The sequence below is a fragment of the Streptomyces sp. H27-C3 genome (assembly GCF_030063415.1).
Lineage (GTDB): Bacteria > Actinomycetota > Actinomycetes > Streptomycetales > Streptomycetaceae > Streptomyces.
Genome location: NZ_JASITA010000023.1, coordinates 19,772 through 36,145 on the forward strand (window position 1 = coordinate 19,772; position 16,374 = coordinate 36,145).

Sequence of the window (16,374 nt, forward strand, 5' to 3'; positions counted from 1 at the left end):
ACTGCTCCCCGGGGCGTTCAGTCTTGCTCCGCCACCCACTCGTACCAGCGGTTCATCCCTTCACCCGTGGTCGCGGACACTGCCAGCAACCGCACCTGCGGGTTGACCGAGCGCGCGTACGCTTCGCACTTTTCGACGTCGAAGTCGACGTAGGGCAGCAAGTCGATCTTGTTGATGATCACTAGGTCGGCAGCAGCGAACATGTAGGGGTACTTCAGCGGTTTGTCCGTGCCCTCGGTGACCGAGATGATCACGACCTTGCTGCGCTCTCCCAGGTCGAACAGGGCCGGGCAGACCAGGTTTCCCACGTTCTCGACCAGGATCAGCGAGCCGGACTCGGGTGAAAGGGTCGTGAGCGCACCGTGCATCATCTCCGCGTCGAGATGGCACCCTGCCCCGGTGTTCACCTGGATCACCGGGCATCCGGCCCGCCTGATCCGGTCGGCGTCGAGCATCGTTTCCTGATCGCCCTCGACTACGGAGACCGGGCGCCGGCCCGCGAGATCGCCGATGGTGCGTTCGAGCAGGGTGGTCTTGCCCGCGCCGGGAGAGCTCATCAGATTCACGGCGACGATTCCCCGACAGGCCAGCCACTCGCGATTGCGCGCCGCGAGATCGTCGTTCTTGGCCAGTACTCGCTGCTCAAGCGTGATCGTTTCGCTGGCCGGTTTCGGGTGAACGTGCTCGCCCCCCGTGCGGTCGTGCGAGTGGCCCGGTGGATGCTCCTCAACACGGCCACGCGGGCGACCCTGGGTTGTCGCGTCACCCGTTTCCGGCAGGGCGATTCTTGTTCCGCCGTTGCCCTCTTCACCACAACCGCAGGTGCCACACATGCGTCAGCCCACTCTCATCGAAATGATCTCAAGTTCCCGTCCTGATGTGATCTCCACGTCGGCGCTGCCGCAAGGGCAGAGTAAGACAAGATCCGTCAAGGTGGCATCGGAGTGGCAGGTGCGGCAATGCAGGGCTCCGGGAGGCTGATCGATGTCCAGTCGCGCGCCTTCGGCCACTGTTCCCTCGGTGATCAGGTCGAAACAGAATCGCATCGAGTCGGCCACCACCGCGGTGAGCATGCCCACCCGCACCCTGACCACGTGCACCTGTCGGCCAGCAGCGCGTTCGCACACCGTGTCGACCACGTCCTGCGTGATCGCCAATTCGTGCATTATCCGCCTCGTTCTTGTGGTCATATCCCGGCCGCATATTCACATCGTGGCCAGAACTGCCTGCCTCGCGGCGATTCACCCTGCCGAGCAGCTCGTAAGCCCAAACCGCTTGATTCGATGGTGATCCCCGATCTCCGTCGATCTGGAAGGAATACCATGGTCGACTTGCAAATTCTCGTGTTGACAGGGCGCCTGGAAAGAGTCTAGATGGTAGCAATGTGAGCGACACCACACTGAAGGGTTTCCGTCGATCGCCGTGACACGCCAGATCGGCCGTGGGCCCCGGAAGGCGGCAGTGCTATGCCGACAGACGCAGCAGTCAAAGCAGAGGAAACGCTGATTCACGTGTTGTGGATCAATGCCGGTCTCAGCTGCGACGGCGATTCGGTGGCGCTCACCGCCGCCACTCAGCCCAGCATCGAGGAAATCGCGCTCGGCGCATTGCCGGGCCTTCCGCAGGTCGCGGTCCACTGGCCACTGATCGATTTCGAATGCGGTCCCAACGGCGGCGCGGACGACTTCCTGGAGTGGTTCTTCAAGGCGGACCGAGGCGAACTGGAGCCGTTCGTCCTGGTCGTCGAGGGCTCGATCCCCAACGAAAAGCTGCACGACGAGGGCTACTGGTCCGGCTTCGGCAACGACCCGGCCACGGGCCAGCCGATGACCACCAGTGAGTGGCTCGACCGGCTCGCGCCGAAGGCCACCGCGATCGTCGCGGTCGGCACATGCGCCACGTACGGCGGCATCCACGCCATGGCGGGCAACCCGACCGGTGCGATGGGAGTGCCCGACTACCTGGGCTGGGACTGGAAATCCAAAGCCGGAATTCCCATCGTGTGCGTGCCCGGCTGTCCCATTCAGCCGGATAACCTGTCGGAGACGCTCACCTATCTGCTCTACATGGCCACCGACCAGGCGCCCATGATTCCGCTCGACGACGCGCTCCGCCCAACCTGGCTGTTCGGCCAGACGGTGCATGAGGGCTGCGACCGGGCCGGGTATTACGAGCAGGGCGACTTCGCCACGGAGTACGGCTCGCCCAAGTGCATCGTGAAACTGGGCTGCTGGGGTCCCACCGTCAAGTGCAATGTGCCCAAGCGTGGCTGGATGAACGGCATCGGCGGCTGCCCCAATGTCGGCGGAATCTGCATCGGCTGCACTATGCCCGGGTTCCCGGACAAGTTCATGCCCTTCATGGACGAGCCCCCCGGCGGCAAGCTCTCCACGAATGCGGTCGGACTGTACGGATCGACGATGCGCCGGCTCCGGACAATCACCTCGCACACCCTGGACCGTGAGCCGAAATGGCGTAAGCCGGGGAAGACCCTCACGACCGGTGCCACCCGCACCTGGTGACTCATCGCACTGAAGAGAGAGCTGAGGCGGCGCAATGACGGTGACGCGCAACAAGGGTGGCGGCGGAAGCCAGGGCAAGGACGAACTGGTGGAGATGGCGTGGGATCCCATCACCCGCATCGTCGGAAGCCTGGGCATCTACACGAAGATCGACTTCAAACAGCGTGTCGTCGCCGAATGCCACAGCACGAGCTCCATCTTCCGCGGCTACTCGGTCTTCATGAAGGGTAAGGACCCGCGCGACGCGCACTTCATCACCAGCCGGATCTGCGGCATCTGCGGTGACAACCACGCCACGTGCTCCTGCTACGCGCAGAACATGGCCTACGGAGTGAAGCCGCCGCATCTCGGTGAATGGATCGTCAACCTCGGCGAGGCCGCGGAGTACATGTTTGACCACAACATCTTCCAGGAGAACTTGGTCGGGGTCGACTACTGCGAGAAGATGGTCGCCGAGACGAATCCCGGAGTGCTCGAACAGGCCAACCGGACCCAATCACCGCACGCGGACGCCCACGGGTACAAGACCATCGGCGACATCATGCGCTCCCTGAATCCGTTCACCGGCGAGTTCTACCGCGAGGCACTCCAGGTGAGCCGGATGACCCGCGAGATGTTCTGCCTGATGGAGGGCCGGCACGTACACCCCTCCACTCTCTACCCCGGTGGCGTGGGAACCGTGGCGACCATTCAGTTGATGACGGACTACATCACGCGTCTTCAGCGGTACGTCGAGTTCATGAAGAAGGTCGTGCCGATGCACGACGACCTCTTCGACTTCTTCTACGAGGCGCTGCCCGGCTACGAGCAGGTCGGCAACCGGCGGATCCTGCTGGGCTGCTGGGGCTCCTTCCAGGACCCCGAGCACTGCAACTTCGAGTACAAGGACATGACCAACTGGGGCCGGAAGATGTACGTGACCCCGGGCGTCGTCGTCGACGGGAAGCTGGTCACCACGGACCTGGTGAAGATCAACCTGGGCATCCGCATCCTGCTCGGTTCGTCGTACTACGGCGACTGGGAGGACCAGGAGATGTTCGTGACCCACGATCCGCTGGGCAATCCGGTGGACCGACGTCACCCCTGGAACCAGCACACCAATCCGCAGCCGCAGAAGCGGGACCTCGACAACAAGTACAGCTGGGTCATGTCGCCGCGGTGGTTCGACGGCAAGGACTACCTCGCGCTGGACACCGGGGGTGGACCGCTGGCGCGGCTGTGGGTCACGGCGCTGGCGGGCCTGGTCGACATCGGTTATATCAAGGCCACCGGCGACAGCGTGAAGATCAACCTCCCCAAGACCGCCCTCAAGGGCCCGGTCGAGCTGGAATGGCGCATTCCGCAGTGGAGCAACACGATCGAGCGCAACCGGGCGCGTACCTACTTCCAGGCGTACGCCGCCGCCTGTGCACTGCACTTCGCGGAGAAGGCACTCGTGGAGATCCGGGCGGGGCGGACGAAGACCTGGGAGAAGTTCGAGGTCCCGGAGGAGGGCATCGGTTGTGGCTTCACCGAGGCGGTGCGCGGCGTCCTGTCGCATCACATGGTGATCCGGGACGGCAAGATCGCCAACTATCACCCGTACCCGCCGACCCCGTGGAACGCGAGCCCCCGCGACACCTACGGCACGCCGGGTCCCTACGAGGACGCGGTGCAGGGGCAGCCGATCTTCGAGGAGAACGACCGGGAGCACTTCAAGGGCATTGACATCATGCGCACGGTCCGCAGCTTCGACCCGTGTCTGCCGTGCGGAGTGCACATGTATCTCGGCGAGGGCAAGAAGCTGGAACTGCTGCACTCACCGACCCAGTCCGCGGGTGCGTGACGTGACCGAGCGCTCCGCGTCGGCGGCTCCCGATCCCGCTTCCTCGGACTGGCGCGCGACGGGCGACCGCATCGACGCCCTGATCGCCGCCAGTGCGTCGGGCGGCGCCGTCGCACGTGAACGCAGCGAGGAACTGGTCCGGCTCGTCACCGATTTCTACGGCGCAGGACTTGAGCAGCTGCTCGATGTCCTCTATGAGCAGGGCCGACTGGACGACGGCGCCCTTGCCGCCCTGGCCGCCGACGACTTGGTGGCCAGTCTCCTGCTGGTGCACGGACTGCACCCCTACAGCGTGGAGACGCGGGTCGAGAAGGCGCTGGAAACCGTACGGCCGTACCTGGGCTCCCACGGCGGGGATGTGGAGCTGCTCGGCGTCACCGATGACGGTGTCGTCGGGCTGCGGCTGCTGGGCAGCTGCGACGGCTGTCCGTCCTCCTCGGCCACGCTCAAACTGGCCGTGCAGGGCGCCGTCGAGGCAGCGGCTCCGGAGATCACCACGATCGAGGTGGAGAGCGCCGCAGAGGAGCCGTCCGGCGCCTCTGGCCCGGTGGTACCGGTTGACGCGCTGTTCTCGCGGCTGCACGAGGCCGCGCCGGCTCCCGGCCAGGCAGGCGCGTCGTGGCAGCGTGTACCGGAGCTGACCGCTCTGGAATCCGGTGCCGTCGCGCGGCTCACCGTGGGCGGCGTTGAGGTGCTGGCCTGCCGGATCGGCGCAGATCTGTTCGCCTTCCGGGACTGGTGCGCCCGGTGTGACCAGCCGTTGGAGGGCGCCGCACTGGCCCGGCGGCTGGGCGGCGCCCCGGGTGACGCGGTGCTGCGCTGCCCCGCCTGCCGTGCGCACTACGACGTGCGGCGCGCGGGCGTTTGCGCGGAGGACGAGGGGCTGCATCTCGACCCGCTGCCGCTGCTCGCGGACGGTGCGAGCGTCTCGATCGCTGTCCCCACACCGGTGGCGACATGATCATCCGCAGCTGTGCGTCGTCCCCCGCGGCCTCCCTGCTGCGGATCGCTCGCAGGCGTCCGCAGCCGGTCGCGGGCGAGCGCTGCGAGATGTGCGCGGAGCCGGTCGGCCCGGAGCACTCACATGTAGTGAACCTGGACAGCCGCGCCCTGATGTGCGCGTGCCGGCCCTGCTATCTCCTGTTCAGCGACCAGCGGGCGCACCTGCACTACCGGGCGGTTCCCGACCGCTACCTGCACTTCGGCGGTCTCACCCTGGACGAACGGACCTGGGACGAGCTGCAGATCCCGGTCGGGCTGGCATTCCTGTTCCGCAACTCCCTTCAGGAGCGCACCATCGCGTTCTACCCGGGGCCGGCCGGCGCCACCGAGTCGGAACTGCCGCTGGACGCCTGGGACACCATCGTCGAGGCCAACCCGGAGCTGGCGGTGCTGCTCCCCGACGTCGAGGCCCTGCTGGTGCGCCTATCGGACGGGCCGGAGGGGTCGTGCCACCTGGTGCCCATCGACACCTGCTACGAACTCGTCGGCAGGCTGCGAACGCTGTGGCGCGGCTTCGACGGCGGCCGGGAGGCGCATCAGGCGATCGATGTGTTCTTCGCGCAGGTGCGGGAACGCAGCCGCCCCGCAGCCATGGCCGGTCCGTCATGACCGGCCTCGGTTTCTCCGTGCTCGATGTCTTCGCCGAGCCGTACACCGTCGCGCCGCAACTGACCGCGCGGCTGCGGATCGAAGAGGGCTCCGGCGAGCGGATCCACGCCATCGTGCTGCGCTGCCAGGTCCGTATCGAGCCTCAGCGCCGGCACTACGACGACACCGAACGGGAAGGACTGCGTGGCCTGTTCGGCGAGCGGGACCGATGGTCCGACACCCTGAAACCGTTCCTGTGGATGCAGTGCAACGCCACCGTGCAGGGATTCGCAGGCGCCACGGAGGTCGATCTCGCGCTGCCCTGCACATACGACTTCGACGTGATCGGTTCCCGGTACCTGCATGCCCTCGGAGACGGCGAGGTGCCCCTCACTCTGCTCTTCTCCGGCACAGTGTTCACCAAGGGCAGTACGGGCTTCGGGGTGCGCCAGGTGCCCTGGGACTGCGAGGCCCGTCATCTCATGCCGGTCGCGGTGTGGCGGCAGATGATCGCGTCGCACTTCCCGAACTCCGGCTGGATCAGGCTGGACCAGGATGTCATCGACCGGATCGCGGACTTCCGCGCGCGGCGCGGGCTGATCAGTTGGGACGAGACGGTCAGCACCCTGCTGGCGGACCTCGGCGAGGTGGTCCCGTGAACGGTTTCGCCAGCCGGATCGAACCGACCGGCCCGACCGGGCCGGTGGTCCTGGACCATGTCCGTACGGTCGCCGACGCGGTGCTCTACGAGGGCTACCTGCTGTATCCGTACCGGGCGAGTTCGCACAAGAACCAGTCGCGCTGGCAGTTCGGGGTCCTGGGGCCGCCGTCCGCGGCGCCGGGGAGCTTCGGCGAGGAGCCGGGCATGGAGATGCAATGCCTGCTGTCGGCCCCCGGCAATACGCCGGCGGCGGTCACGGTCCATCTGCGCTTTCTCCAGTTGCAGGTCCGCGAGGTGTGGCGGCGCGGCGAGGACGGCAGCCACACCGCGGTCGGCGCCCTGAACGTCGACGGTGTGTCGGTGCTGAGCTGGGACGAGGCCGTGGAGCGGGAAGTCGCCCTGTCCACCGTGCCATTGGCCGAGCCGTCCGACCATCTGCACACCATCCCCGGCGGGGAGGACATCGAGCCGCTGACGGACACGCACGGCACGCCGGTGGGCCGCATCGTGCGGCGCCGCGAGCCCCTGACGGTCCGGATCCGCACCCGGTCGACGGCAGACGGCGGCTTCGTGCGGCTGTCGGTGACGGTGGACAACGAGCACGCCGGTACGGCGGTCGGCAAGGACGCCGCGATTCGCGCCTCACTGATCGGCTCACACCTGATCCTCCAGGCGCACGGCGTCCCCTTCGTCTCCCTGCTCGAGCCCCCGGCCGAGGCTGCCGCTGCCGCTGCCCGCTGCCGCCAGCGCCGCTGTTGGCCCGTACTCGCCGGGGCGAAAGGGACGACCGACACCGTGCTCGGGGCGCCGATCATTTTGTACGACCACCCGGAGGTGGCCGAGCAGAGCGCCGGCGCCCTCTTCGACTCCACCGAGATCGACGAGATCCTGACGCTGCGCGTGATGACGATGACGGAGGAGGAGAAGGCCGAGGCGCGCGCCACCGACCCCCGGGCGCGGGAGATCATCGACCGCTGCGACGCCATGTCGGCCGCGGACCTGCAACAGCTCCACGGCCTGCTTCGCGATCCGCACGCGCCGACGCCCGCGCCCGGCAGGGGAATCGCCGGTCTCCGTGACGCTGAGCCGGCCCCCTTCGACACGGGCGGCGCACCCTGGTGGGACCCGGCGGCCGATGCCCTGGTGCGCCCGGCGTCCGACGCGGTCGTGATCGATGGCGTCCGGGTCGCCAAGGGCAGCCTGGTCCGAGTGCACCCCTCCAGGCGCGCCGACGCGCAGGACCTGTTCTTCGCCGGCCAGGTGGCCCGGGTGACCGCCGTACTCTCCGACGTCGACGGGGCGACGCATGTCGCGCTGGTGCTCGTCGACGACCCCGCGGCCGATCTGCACGACTGGTACGGCCGCTACTTCTACTTCGCACCCGACGAGCTGGAACCGCTGCCCGTCGAGGCCCCCCCGGAACCCCGAGAGGAGAGACGACCATGAGGATCCTGGGCATGATCACCACCGGTGTGGCCGCGGTCGCGGCGGCTGCCGCCCTGGTTGTCGGAGTGATGTCGATCCCCGACATCCGCCGGTACCTGCGCATGCGTTCGATGTGAGCGAGGAAGTGGACACCATGACCGACACACCAGCCGAGGACGTCGAGGAAGAGCCGCAGGAGGCGCGTGGCCCGAAGGGGTCACGCAACACCGGGTCCGACGAACCGTCCGGGGGGCCCGTCGACCGGCCCTCGGGCGAGGGCGACGAAGAGTCCGACACCTCCGTCAACCCGCAGGGGGCGTCCCATCCGGACGCCCCCGACCTGCAGTCCGGCGGAGGCTGACCGATGGCCGGTGGCGTGCTCGTGGCGGGCATCGGCAATCTCTTCCTGGGCGACGACGGCTTCGGCCCGGAGGTAGTACGGCGAATGGCCGCGCCCGGTGACCTCCCTCCAAGGGTCCGGGTGACCGACTACGGCATCCGCGGCATGCACCTCGCGTACGACCTGCTCGACGGGTACGACGCACTGGTCCTGGTGGACGCGTACCCGGGGGGCGGCCCTCCCGGCGAGCTGTCGCTGCTCGAAATCGGCGTGAAAGACCTCGGAAGCGGCGAATTCGACGCACACGGCATGAATCCGGTGTCAGTTCTGGCAAATCTGGATCAAATAGGCGGTAGTCTTCCGGTCACCTATCTCGTGGGCTGTACCCCCGCCGATGTCGACGAGGGGATCGGCCTCAGCGAGGCAGTCCGCGCCGCCGTACCCGGGGCGGTCGACGCCGTACGCACTTTGGTCCGGCGGTTGGTATCGGCCGAACTCGCAGAGATCGTCCTGCCCGCAGAGCCCAGGAGCCCTTGATCATGTGCCTTGGCATTCCCGGTCGAGTCGTGGAGATCGTGGACGGATACGCCGGTCAGCTCGCGCTCGTCGACGTGGAGGGGGCGCAGCGGCGCGTCAATATCGGCATGCTCGACGAGCCCCCGGCCGACGGCGACTGGGTACTGCTGCACATGGGCTTCGCGGTGGAGGTCATCGACGAGGCCAAGGCGCGAGAGGCCCTCTCGGAGCTGGAGATGATGGGGCAGTCCCGCCCGTCCCGCGTCCGGCGCCGCTTCGAGGTGCGCGGCGTCGTCCAGGGGGTCGGCTTCAGGCCGTTCGTCTATGTCACCGCCTCGGATCTCGCGCTCTCGGGCACCGTGGCCAACACCAGCGCGGGCTTGATTGCCGAAGTCGAGGGCGAAGCCGCCGCGGTGGAGGAGTTCGGCCGACGGCTCCGGGCGGACGCGCCGCCCCTGGCTGTGGTGGAGTCCGTGTACGCGTCGCAACACCCGACGCGTGGCGGCACCGGTTTCACCATCGAGGATTCCACCGAAGACGGTCGGACCCGCACGCTGGTCTCACCCGACATCGCCACATGCCCCGACTGCCTGGACGAGATGAGCACCCCGGCGAACCGGCGATTCCGCCACCCCTTCATTACCTGCACCAACTGCGGCCCCCGATTCACCATCATCACCGGTACGCCGTACGACCGGGCCGCCACCACCATGGCGGCGTTCGACATGTGCGATGCCTGCCGCACGGAGTACGACGATCCTGGCGACCGGCGCTTCCATGCCCAGCCGATCGCCTGCCACCAGTGCGGGCCCCGGCTCGAACTGATCCGCAGGGACGCCGGCCCCGCCGATCCGCCGGAGACGGACGGGGACGCGCTGCAAACGGCGCGGGAACTGCTCGCCGAGGGTCGGATCGTCGCCGTCAAGGGGCTCGGCGGCTACCACCTCGCGTGCGACGCCCGCAACGAAGGGGCCGTGGCGGAGCTGCGGCGGCGCAAGCAGCGCGGAGGCAAGCCCTTCGCGCTCATGATCCGCGGCCTTGAGGTCGCCGCAGAGCTCGTGACGATGACCGAGGACGAGGAGGCGCTGCTCACCGGGGTCCGCCGCCCCGTCGTGCTCCTACGCCGCAGGCCGGCCCGTCCGGCGACAGCAGTGGCCGACGCGGTGGCACCAGGCAGCCCTGACCTCGGACTGATGCTTCCCTACACCCCGTTGCACACACTGCTCTTCGGGATCGGGGACGATCGTCCGGACCTCGATGTGCTGGTGATGACGTCCGCCAACCTGGCCGGCGAGCCGATCGTCACCGACGACGCCCGCGCACTGGTCGAACTGTCCCCCCTGGCCGACGCCTGGCTGCGGCACGACCGGGCGATCCATGTGCCGTGCGACGACTCGGTGAGTCGGTTCGTCGCCGGCGCGGAGCTGCCGGTGCGCCGGTCGCGCGGCTACGCGCCACTGCCCCTCGCCCTGCCCTTCGACGTCCCACCGATGCTGGCCGTCGGCGCGGACCTGAAGAACACCTGCGCGCTGGGCGAAGGCCGCTACGCGTGGGTCAGCCAGCACATCGGTGACATGGACGACCTGTCCACCGTCGAGGCCCTGACCCGCAGCGAGGCACACCTTGAGCACCTCACCGGGGTCGAGCCCGCGCAATGGGTCGCCGACCGCCACCCCGACTACCGGTCCGCCGACTGGGCCCGGACGCACGCGAACGGCCGTCCGGTGCGGACGGTGCAGCACCACCACGCCCACATCGCCTCCGTCATGGGAGAGCACGGCCTGGGTCCGGCGGAGAGCGTGATCGGCGTCGCCTTCGACGGAACGGGTTACGGGACCGACGGAGCCGTGTGGGGAGGGGAGGTCCTGGTCGCGAACTACAAGTCCTTCCGCCGGGCGGCGCACCTCGGGTACGTGCCGCTGGCGGGCGGCGACGCGAGTGTGCTGCGGCCGTACCGGATGGCGCTCGCCCACCTGCACGCCGCCTCGGTCGCCTGGGACGAGGGAATTCCGGCGGTGCGCGCCTGCCCGGCCGGAGAACGGGGCGTACTGGCGCACCAGTTCACGACCGGCTTCGGCTGCGTACCCACGTCGAGCATGGGCCGGCTCTTCGACGCCGTCGCCTCCCTGGCCGGTGTGCGGCACACGGTGAGGTACGAGGCGGAAGCCGCCGTAGAACTGGAGGGGCTGGCCCGGTCGGCCGGAGCCGGAGCCGGCCCCCCGGGGAACGGCTACGCCTTCGGCATCGGCCCCACGGAGGCCGGGGAGCCCGTCATCGCCGATCCAGGGCCGGTGATCCGCGCCGTGGTGTCCGACGTGCGGTCCGAGGTCCCCGCGGAGCTGATCGCCGCGCGTTTCCACGCATCCGTCGCCGCTCTCATCGCCAGCCTGGCGGAGGTCTGTCGCATACAGACCGGCCTCGACGTGGTGGCGCTGGGCGGCGGTGTCTTCCAGAACGCCGTCCTCCTCGAAGCGGCCCAACGCACGCTCATAGAACGGGGTTTCACCGTCCTGCGGCCACGATTGCTGCCACCCAACGACGGCGGGATCGCCTTCGGTCAGCTCCTGATCGCCGCCGCGGGCTGATCCCACGGATACCAGGGATTCACAGAGAAGAGGGACCATGTGTCTGGCAGTTCCGGGGCGTGTTCTCAGTACCGCCGAAGTCGACGGCGCCTTGATGGCCGAGGTCGATTTCGGCGGAGTACGCAAAGAGGTGTGCCTCCAGTACATCCCCGACGTAACGATCGGTGAATACGTCATCGTGCACGTCGGATTCGCCATCCAGCGCCTCGACGAACGATCGGCGCAGGAGACGCTGGCCAACTTCGAGAAGCTCGGGATTTTGGCGGAGGAGTTCGGCGACGGGTTCGAACTCGCCGCCAAGCAGAAAGAGTTCCCCGAAGGAGCGGACAAGTGAAGTACCTCGACGAATTCAGCAATCCCGATCTGGCGAAGAAGCTCCTGGACCAGATCCACGCCGCCACCACGCGGCCGTGGGCCCTGATGGAGGTCTGCGGGGGCCAGACACACTCGATCATCCGGCACGGCATCGACCAACTGCTTCCCCCGGAAGTCGAGATGATCCATGGCCCCGGCTGCCCGGTGTGCGTGACCCCACTGGAGATCATCGACCGGGCACTGGCCATCGCCGCCCGCCCCGGCGTCATCTTCTGCTCCTTCGGCGACATGCTGCGCGTGCCGGGCAGCAGCCAGGACCTGTTCTCGGTCAAGAGCGCCGGCGGCGATGTGCGCGTCGTGTACTCACCGCTCGACGCGTTGAAGCTGGCCCGGGAGAACCCGGACCGTGAGGTCGTCTTCTTCGGGATCGGGTTCGAGACCACGGCGCCCGCCAACGCGATGGCTGTCTACCAAGCCAAGCGCCTCGGAGTACGGAACTTCTCCCTGCTCGTCTCCCACGTCCTGGTGCCGCCGGCGATGGCAGCCATCATGGAGTCCTCCGCCTGCCGGGTACAGGCGTTCCTCGCCGCCGGGCATGTGTGCAGCGTGATGGGCACGTCGGAATATCCCCCCCTGGCGGAGAAGTACAAGGTCCCCGTCGTCATCACCGGGTTTGAGCCGCTGGACATCCTCGAAGGCATCCGCCAGACGATCATCCAGCTCGAAGAAGGCCGCCACGAAGTCCAGAACGCCTACCCGCGCGCCGTCCGGGAGGAGGGCAACGTCCCCGCCATGGAGATGCTGCGGGATGTCTTCGAGGTGACCGACCGGACGTGGCGCGGCATCGGGATGATCCCGCGCAGCGGCTGGCGACTGTCCGACAAGTACCGCGATCTCGACGCCGAGCTCCGGTTCGACGTGGCCGACATCCGCACCTCCGAGTCGTCGCTGTGCAGGTCCGGAGAGGTCCTGCAGGGACTGATCAAACCGCACGAGTGCGCCGCGTTCGGCAAACAGTGCACTCCGCGGAACCCGCTCGGCGCGACGATGGTGTCGTCCGAGGGTGCGTGCGCCGCCTACTACCTGTACCGCCGACTGGAACTGGTCGATGCGAAGTGACCGACGCCATGCAACACACAGCTGACCTCGACTTCGAGGGCTGGGTCTGCCCCGTACCGCTGCGGGACACCCCGTCCATCGTGATGGGTCACGGGGGCGGCGGCGCGATGTCGGGCGAGCTGATCGAGCACTTGTTCCTGCCCGCCTTCGGCGCGGCTGCGGCGTCCGAACTCGGTGACTCGGCCGTCCTACCGATGGGGGACGGCACCCGGCTCGCCTTCTCCACCGACTCGTTCGTGGTGAAGCCGATGTTCTTCCCCGGCGGGTCGATCGGTGACCTGGCGGTCAACGGGACCGTCAACGACCTCGCAATGTCGGGCGCGTCGCCGCTGTTCCTGTCGACGGCGTTCATCCTCCAGGAGGGCACCGAGCTGAGCGAACTCGGCCGGATCGCCGAGGCCATGGGCGCGGCCGCCCAAGCCGCCGGCGTACGGCTGGTCACCGGGGACACCAAGGTCGTCGACAGTGCCAGCGGCGACGGCGTCTTCATCAACACCTCCGGCATCGGGCTGATCCCCGACGGTGTCGACATCAACCCGCGCCGGGCGCGGGCCGGTGACGCAGTGCTCGTCAGCGGCGACATCGGTGTGCACGGTGTGGCGGTGATGAGCTGCCGGGAAGGACTGGAGTTCGGCACGACAGTCGAGAGCGACACGGCACCCCTGCACGGCCTGGTCGCGGCCATGATCGCCACCGGCGTGGACCTGCATGTGCTGCGCGACCCGACCCGTGGCGGCGTCTCGGCTTCGCTGAACGAGATCGCCCGCGCGTCGACCGTCGGCGTCGAACTGGTAGAGCGCGATTTGCCGATCCCACAGACCGTACGGGACGCGTGCAGCCTGCTCGGGCTCGATCCACTCCAGGTGGCGAACGAGGGCAAGCTCCTCGCGTTCGTGCCCGCCGAATCCGCGGACAAGGTCCTGGCGGCTCTGCGGGCCCATCCACTCGGGCGGTCGGCCTGCCGGATCGGCACCTGTGTGGCGGACCACCCGGGGATGGTGGTGGCCAAGACCGCTCTGGGTGGCAACCGTGTCGTCGGGCTGCCGATCGGCGAACAACTGCCGAGGATCTGCTGAATGAGCGCCCAGGGCGCGCTGCTGTTCGCGCGATACGCCTACCCTCCCAATGAGCTCGGCTACTGCGGTCCTCCGGACCCGTCGGCCCTGCTCAGGCCCGAGGAGACGGCCGGCATCGCGCGGCGGGCACGGCAGTTCGACGGGGCATGGTGCTACCTCGAATTCCTCGCCGAGTCGGCAGGGCTCCCCGATCCGCTCGACGCGCGTGTGGTCGAGGCGTACTGGATCGGCAACGAGCTGCTGGACCAGGTGAACCCCGCGGCGCTGCTCGACCGGCTGCTGGACCGCTTCCGCGGTCAGCTCGGAGGCACCTGGCGCGAGGCGGGGCGCCACGCGCTCGCCCACCACAGCTTCCAGGTGTTCGACGTGTATCCGTGGGCCCGGCTGCTGCGGGCCGGCGGCAACCAGTCCGCCCTGTTGGTGCTCGACCAGTGCCGTATCCGCACCGGTGTGGTCCTGCATGTCGACGGTGCATCGGCCACGGTGGAATCTCGCCCGCTGCGGCTGGACGGCGTCGCCATGGTGACCGGGCCGCTGAGGCAGGAGGTGGTGCGCTGGTCGATCGGTGGCCGGTCGCTGATCGACGGGCTTGCCCCGGGGGACCGGGTGGCGCTGCACTGGGACTGGGTGTGCGACATCCTCACGGAGGAGCAGTGCGCGCGCGTCGAGGCGCTGGAGGAGCGGCAGCGCGGCCGGGTCGCCGATCCTGCGCAGTGATCGCTGCCGGGCGTGCCGGGTCGGCCACGCATGCTCCGCAGGGGGCGAGAGCGCCACGTTCTTCCCCGGCCGGAGCTGTCCCCCCTTCATGGGCCGCGCGACCGCTCAGGGCCGTCACACCGGAGGTAGTCGCAGCGAGCCGTTGCCGATCCGCACATCGCGGATCACCTTCGGTTCCCCGACCGGATACCCTTCCAGGTCGGTCGTCACTGCCACCGCGTGGCGCCCCAGGCACCGCTTGGACCCGTCCGGCCGGTCGCAGAAGAGCGCGTACCCCTTGAGACGTTCGACTCGTCCCGGCACCAATTGCCAAACCCCGGTGTACGTGGAGAGCACCGCTTCGGGATACGACTGCCTGAGCCGGGGCGCAAGGTTCTTGCGCACTGCCTCGCCGAACCGCTCCGGCTCCGCGAAGGAGCGGACCAGGCTCGCGACACCCGATCCAGGGTCGACGCGGCCGTCACGCCAGGTGTAGCCCACCCGGTAGTAAGGGCGCCCGGACAGCGCGGCGAGCAGCCTGGAGTCGGTCATACGCATCAGGGTCGGCCGCTCCGAACCTCCGGTCGGCCGGTTGCGTAGGGCCTCGGGAGCCGCGATGTTCACCGTGATCGTGCCGGCGGCGGGCGGTGGGACGCTGGGGATGTCGCGGTGGAACAGCCTGTCAGCGGGCTGCCCAGCAGGCCGCCGACGCCGACGCCGCGCGAGACGAGGCCGGCGCGGCGCCGAAAAAGACGGCGCCGGACCAGATTGGGCGGCCCATGGTGGACCTCCGCGACAGCCCCGAACCCACGACTCGACCCGGTGGGCGCGGTGCGGTTCAACCTGGGATGTCATGGTCATCGCGCCGATCGGCCTCGGCCTGGACGCCCTTGACCGGTTGGGCGCCGATGTACGGATGGGGTATCCGGTTCTCGCCGACCACATCAGAGACCGGCTGTACGTCATGGTGCCGACAGACAGAGGCCACACCGCGCGGGGGCCGGGCATGCGGGTGCTCTCCCGCGCAGCAACTGCTCCTTCCCTGCACCCCGCACGGCCCCGCCGCAGCCGGCCTGAGGCTGCCGGTCCGGCAGGCCACGGCTGGCCCCCGAGCGGTCCGGTGGCCCTCACCCAACAGAAGGGTCCGTGACCCGGGCCCGCAGGTGACAAGTACGGACACCGGCCCAGACCCAGCACCAGCTGTTGTGCGCGAGACCATCGGCGGCATCGTCAACGGTCGGCCGAGGTCGCGCAGGGCCACCGCGGCGATCCGCAGAACACGATCGCCGGGGCATGAAGAGCCGTTGTCGAATCCGGGCGGGATCGCCGCTTACCTCGCGGTCAACGCGGTTCGGGTAGTTGGCGGGAGCATTGTCTGCGACGTCGGATGGTCGCCTTCAGATACGTGACGAGGAAGGGCAGCAGCCCGAAGACACCCACCCAGAAGGTGAGTCGGCCGGTAAAGTCGTCCCGGGTGAGGGAATCGGAGGCGTTGCCCCATGGCTGGGGTACCAGGATGAGATCTGCCAGCGCGACAAGCAGCAGGGCGGCGACGGTGAGCGCTGTCCGGCGCAGCCAGCGACGCGACGTGGTGACTGCGGTCAGCGCGAGGGCGATCAGCAGGAACGGCCCGTACAGGGGCCATGCGTACGCGCACGCATGTATGACGTCGCCCGCTGGCATGTACCCCTCTCCTTGTTGTGT

At 68.4% G+C, this 16,374-nt stretch carries 19 protein-coding genes; 15 read left to right on the forward strand and 4 right to left on the reverse strand.

Features of this window, described 5'->3' with window-relative positions; translation table 11 throughout:
- Window positions 1–17 precede the first annotated feature (17 nt).
- Both hypB and QMK30_RS22480 read right to left on the reverse strand, forming a co-directional pair.
- Entirely contained in the window at window positions 18–833 is an 816-nt protein-coding gene (hypB, locus tag QMK30_RS22475) for a hydrogenase nickel incorporation protein HypB (RefSeq protein ID WP_283520094.1), read from the reverse strand.
- A 3-nt stretch (window positions 834–836) separates the two neighbouring features.
- Window positions 837–1,157, reverse strand: a complete 321-nt coding sequence (locus tag QMK30_RS22480) for a hydrogenase maturation nickel metallochaperone HypA (protein WP_283520095.1) — start codon at window positions 1,155–1,157, stop codon at window positions 837–839.
- A 309-nt stretch (window positions 1,158–1,466) separates the two neighbouring features.
- Between QMK30_RS22480 and QMK30_RS22485 the strand changes: the two genes are divergently transcribed.
- Genes QMK30_RS22485 through QMK30_RS22545 form a run of 14 tightly spaced genes read left to right on the forward strand, consistent with a single transcriptional unit; the run spans window position 1,467 to window position 14,691 of the window.
- Window positions 1,467–2,522: an NADH-quinone oxidoreductase subunit B family protein gene (locus QMK30_RS22485; protein ID WP_283520096.1), complete on the forward strand. Its 1,056-nt coding sequence runs from the start codon at window positions 1,467–1,469 to the stop codon at window positions 2,520–2,522.
- A 34-nt stretch (window positions 2,523–2,556) separates the two neighbouring features.
- Window positions 2,557–4,347 (forward strand): nickel-dependent hydrogenase large subunit, encoded by a 1,791-nt coding sequence (locus QMK30_RS22490; protein ID WP_283520097.1) that lies wholly within the window; start codon window positions 2,557–2,559, stop codon window positions 4,345–4,347.
- Between the two features lies 1 nt (window position 4,348).
- Window positions 4,349–5,308 carry a NifU family protein gene (locus QMK30_RS22495; protein ID WP_283520098.1) on the forward strand — a complete coding sequence of 320 codons (960 nt, stop codon included), beginning with the start codon at window positions 4,349–4,351 and terminating at the stop codon, window positions 5,306–5,308.
- A complete protein-coding gene (locus QMK30_RS22500) occupies window positions 5,305–5,958 on the forward strand; it encodes a DUF5947 family protein (RefSeq protein ID WP_283520099.1) in 654 nt (217 codons plus the stop codon). Before QMK30_RS22495 ends, QMK30_RS22500 begins: the two co-directional genes overlap by 4 nt.
- Window positions 5,955–6,596, forward strand: coding sequence for a DUF6084 family protein (locus QMK30_RS22505; RefSeq protein ID WP_283520100.1), 642 nt, complete (start codon window positions 5,955–5,957; stop codon window positions 6,594–6,596). Before QMK30_RS22500 ends, QMK30_RS22505 begins: the two co-directional genes overlap by 4 nt.
- Window positions 6,593–8,044 (forward strand): hypothetical protein, encoded by a 1,452-nt coding sequence (locus QMK30_RS22510; protein ID WP_283520101.1) that lies wholly within the window; start codon window positions 6,593–6,595, stop codon window positions 8,042–8,044. Before QMK30_RS22505 ends, QMK30_RS22510 begins: the two co-directional genes overlap by 4 nt.
- Window positions 8,041–8,160, forward strand: a complete 120-nt coding sequence (locus QMK30_RS38875) for a DUF6893 family small protein (RefSeq protein ID WP_434598798.1) — start codon at window positions 8,041–8,043, stop codon at window positions 8,158–8,160. The genes QMK30_RS22510 and QMK30_RS38875 overlap by 4 nt, the downstream gene beginning before the upstream one ends.
- 17 nt (window positions 8,161–8,177) lie before the next feature.
- Window positions 8,178–8,384 (forward strand): hypothetical protein, encoded by a 207-nt coding sequence (locus QMK30_RS22515; RefSeq protein WP_283520102.1) that lies wholly within the window; start codon window positions 8,178–8,180, stop codon window positions 8,382–8,384.
- Window positions 8,385–8,387: 3 nt separating this feature from the next.
- Entirely contained in the window at window positions 8,388–8,900 is a 513-nt protein-coding gene (locus tag QMK30_RS22520) for a hydrogenase maturation protease (protein WP_283520103.1), read from the forward strand.
- Window positions 8,901–8,902: 2 nt separating this feature from the next.
- On the forward strand, window positions 8,903–11,464 hold the full coding sequence (hypF, locus tag QMK30_RS22525; RefSeq protein ID WP_283520104.1) for a carbamoyltransferase HypF: 2,562 nt from the start codon (window positions 8,903–8,905) through the stop codon (window positions 11,462–11,464).
- Window positions 11,465–11,501: 37 nt separating this feature from the next.
- Window positions 11,502–11,798 (forward strand): HypC/HybG/HupF family hydrogenase formation chaperone, encoded by a 297-nt coding sequence (locus QMK30_RS22530; protein ID WP_283520105.1) that lies wholly within the window; start codon window positions 11,502–11,504, stop codon window positions 11,796–11,798.
- The gene (hypD, locus tag QMK30_RS22535) at window positions 11,795–12,898 is read left to right on the forward strand and encodes a hydrogenase formation protein HypD (RefSeq protein WP_283520106.1); all 1,104 of its coding nucleotides are present in this window, start codon (window positions 11,795–11,797) and stop codon (window positions 12,896–12,898) included. The genes QMK30_RS22530 and hypD overlap by 4 nt, the downstream gene beginning before the upstream one ends.
- 8 nt (window positions 12,899–12,906) lie before the next feature.
- Complete coding sequence (gene hypE / locus QMK30_RS22540; protein WP_283520107.1) at window positions 12,907–13,974, forward strand: hydrogenase expression/formation protein HypE; 1,068 nt, start codon at window positions 12,907–12,909, stop codon at window positions 13,972–13,974.
- Window positions 13,975–14,691, forward strand: a complete 717-nt coding sequence (locus tag QMK30_RS22545; RefSeq protein ID WP_283520108.1) for a DUF6390 family protein — start codon at window positions 13,975–13,977, stop codon at window positions 14,689–14,691.
- Between the two features lie 114 nt (window positions 14,692–14,805).
- On the opposite strand, the gene QMK30_RS22550 is transcribed toward QMK30_RS22545, so the two are convergent.
- On the reverse strand, window positions 14,806–15,222 hold the full coding sequence (locus QMK30_RS22550) for a hypothetical protein (RefSeq protein ID WP_283520109.1): 417 nt from the start codon (window positions 15,220–15,222) through the stop codon (window positions 14,806–14,808).
- A 301-nt stretch (window positions 15,223–15,523) separates the two neighbouring features.
- On the opposite strand from QMK30_RS22550, the gene QMK30_RS22555 reads away from it, so the two are divergent.
- Window positions 15,524–15,820, forward strand: coding sequence for a hypothetical protein (locus QMK30_RS22555; RefSeq protein WP_283520110.1), 297 nt, complete (start codon window positions 15,524–15,526; stop codon window positions 15,818–15,820).
- A gap of 191 nt (window positions 15,821–16,011) precedes the next feature.
- On the opposite strand, the gene QMK30_RS22560 is transcribed toward QMK30_RS22555, so the two are convergent.
- Window positions 16,012–16,353 (reverse strand): hypothetical protein, encoded by a 342-nt coding sequence (locus QMK30_RS22560; protein ID WP_283520111.1) that lies wholly within the window; start codon window positions 16,351–16,353, stop codon window positions 16,012–16,014.
- Window positions 16,354–16,374: the final 21 nt, after the last annotated feature.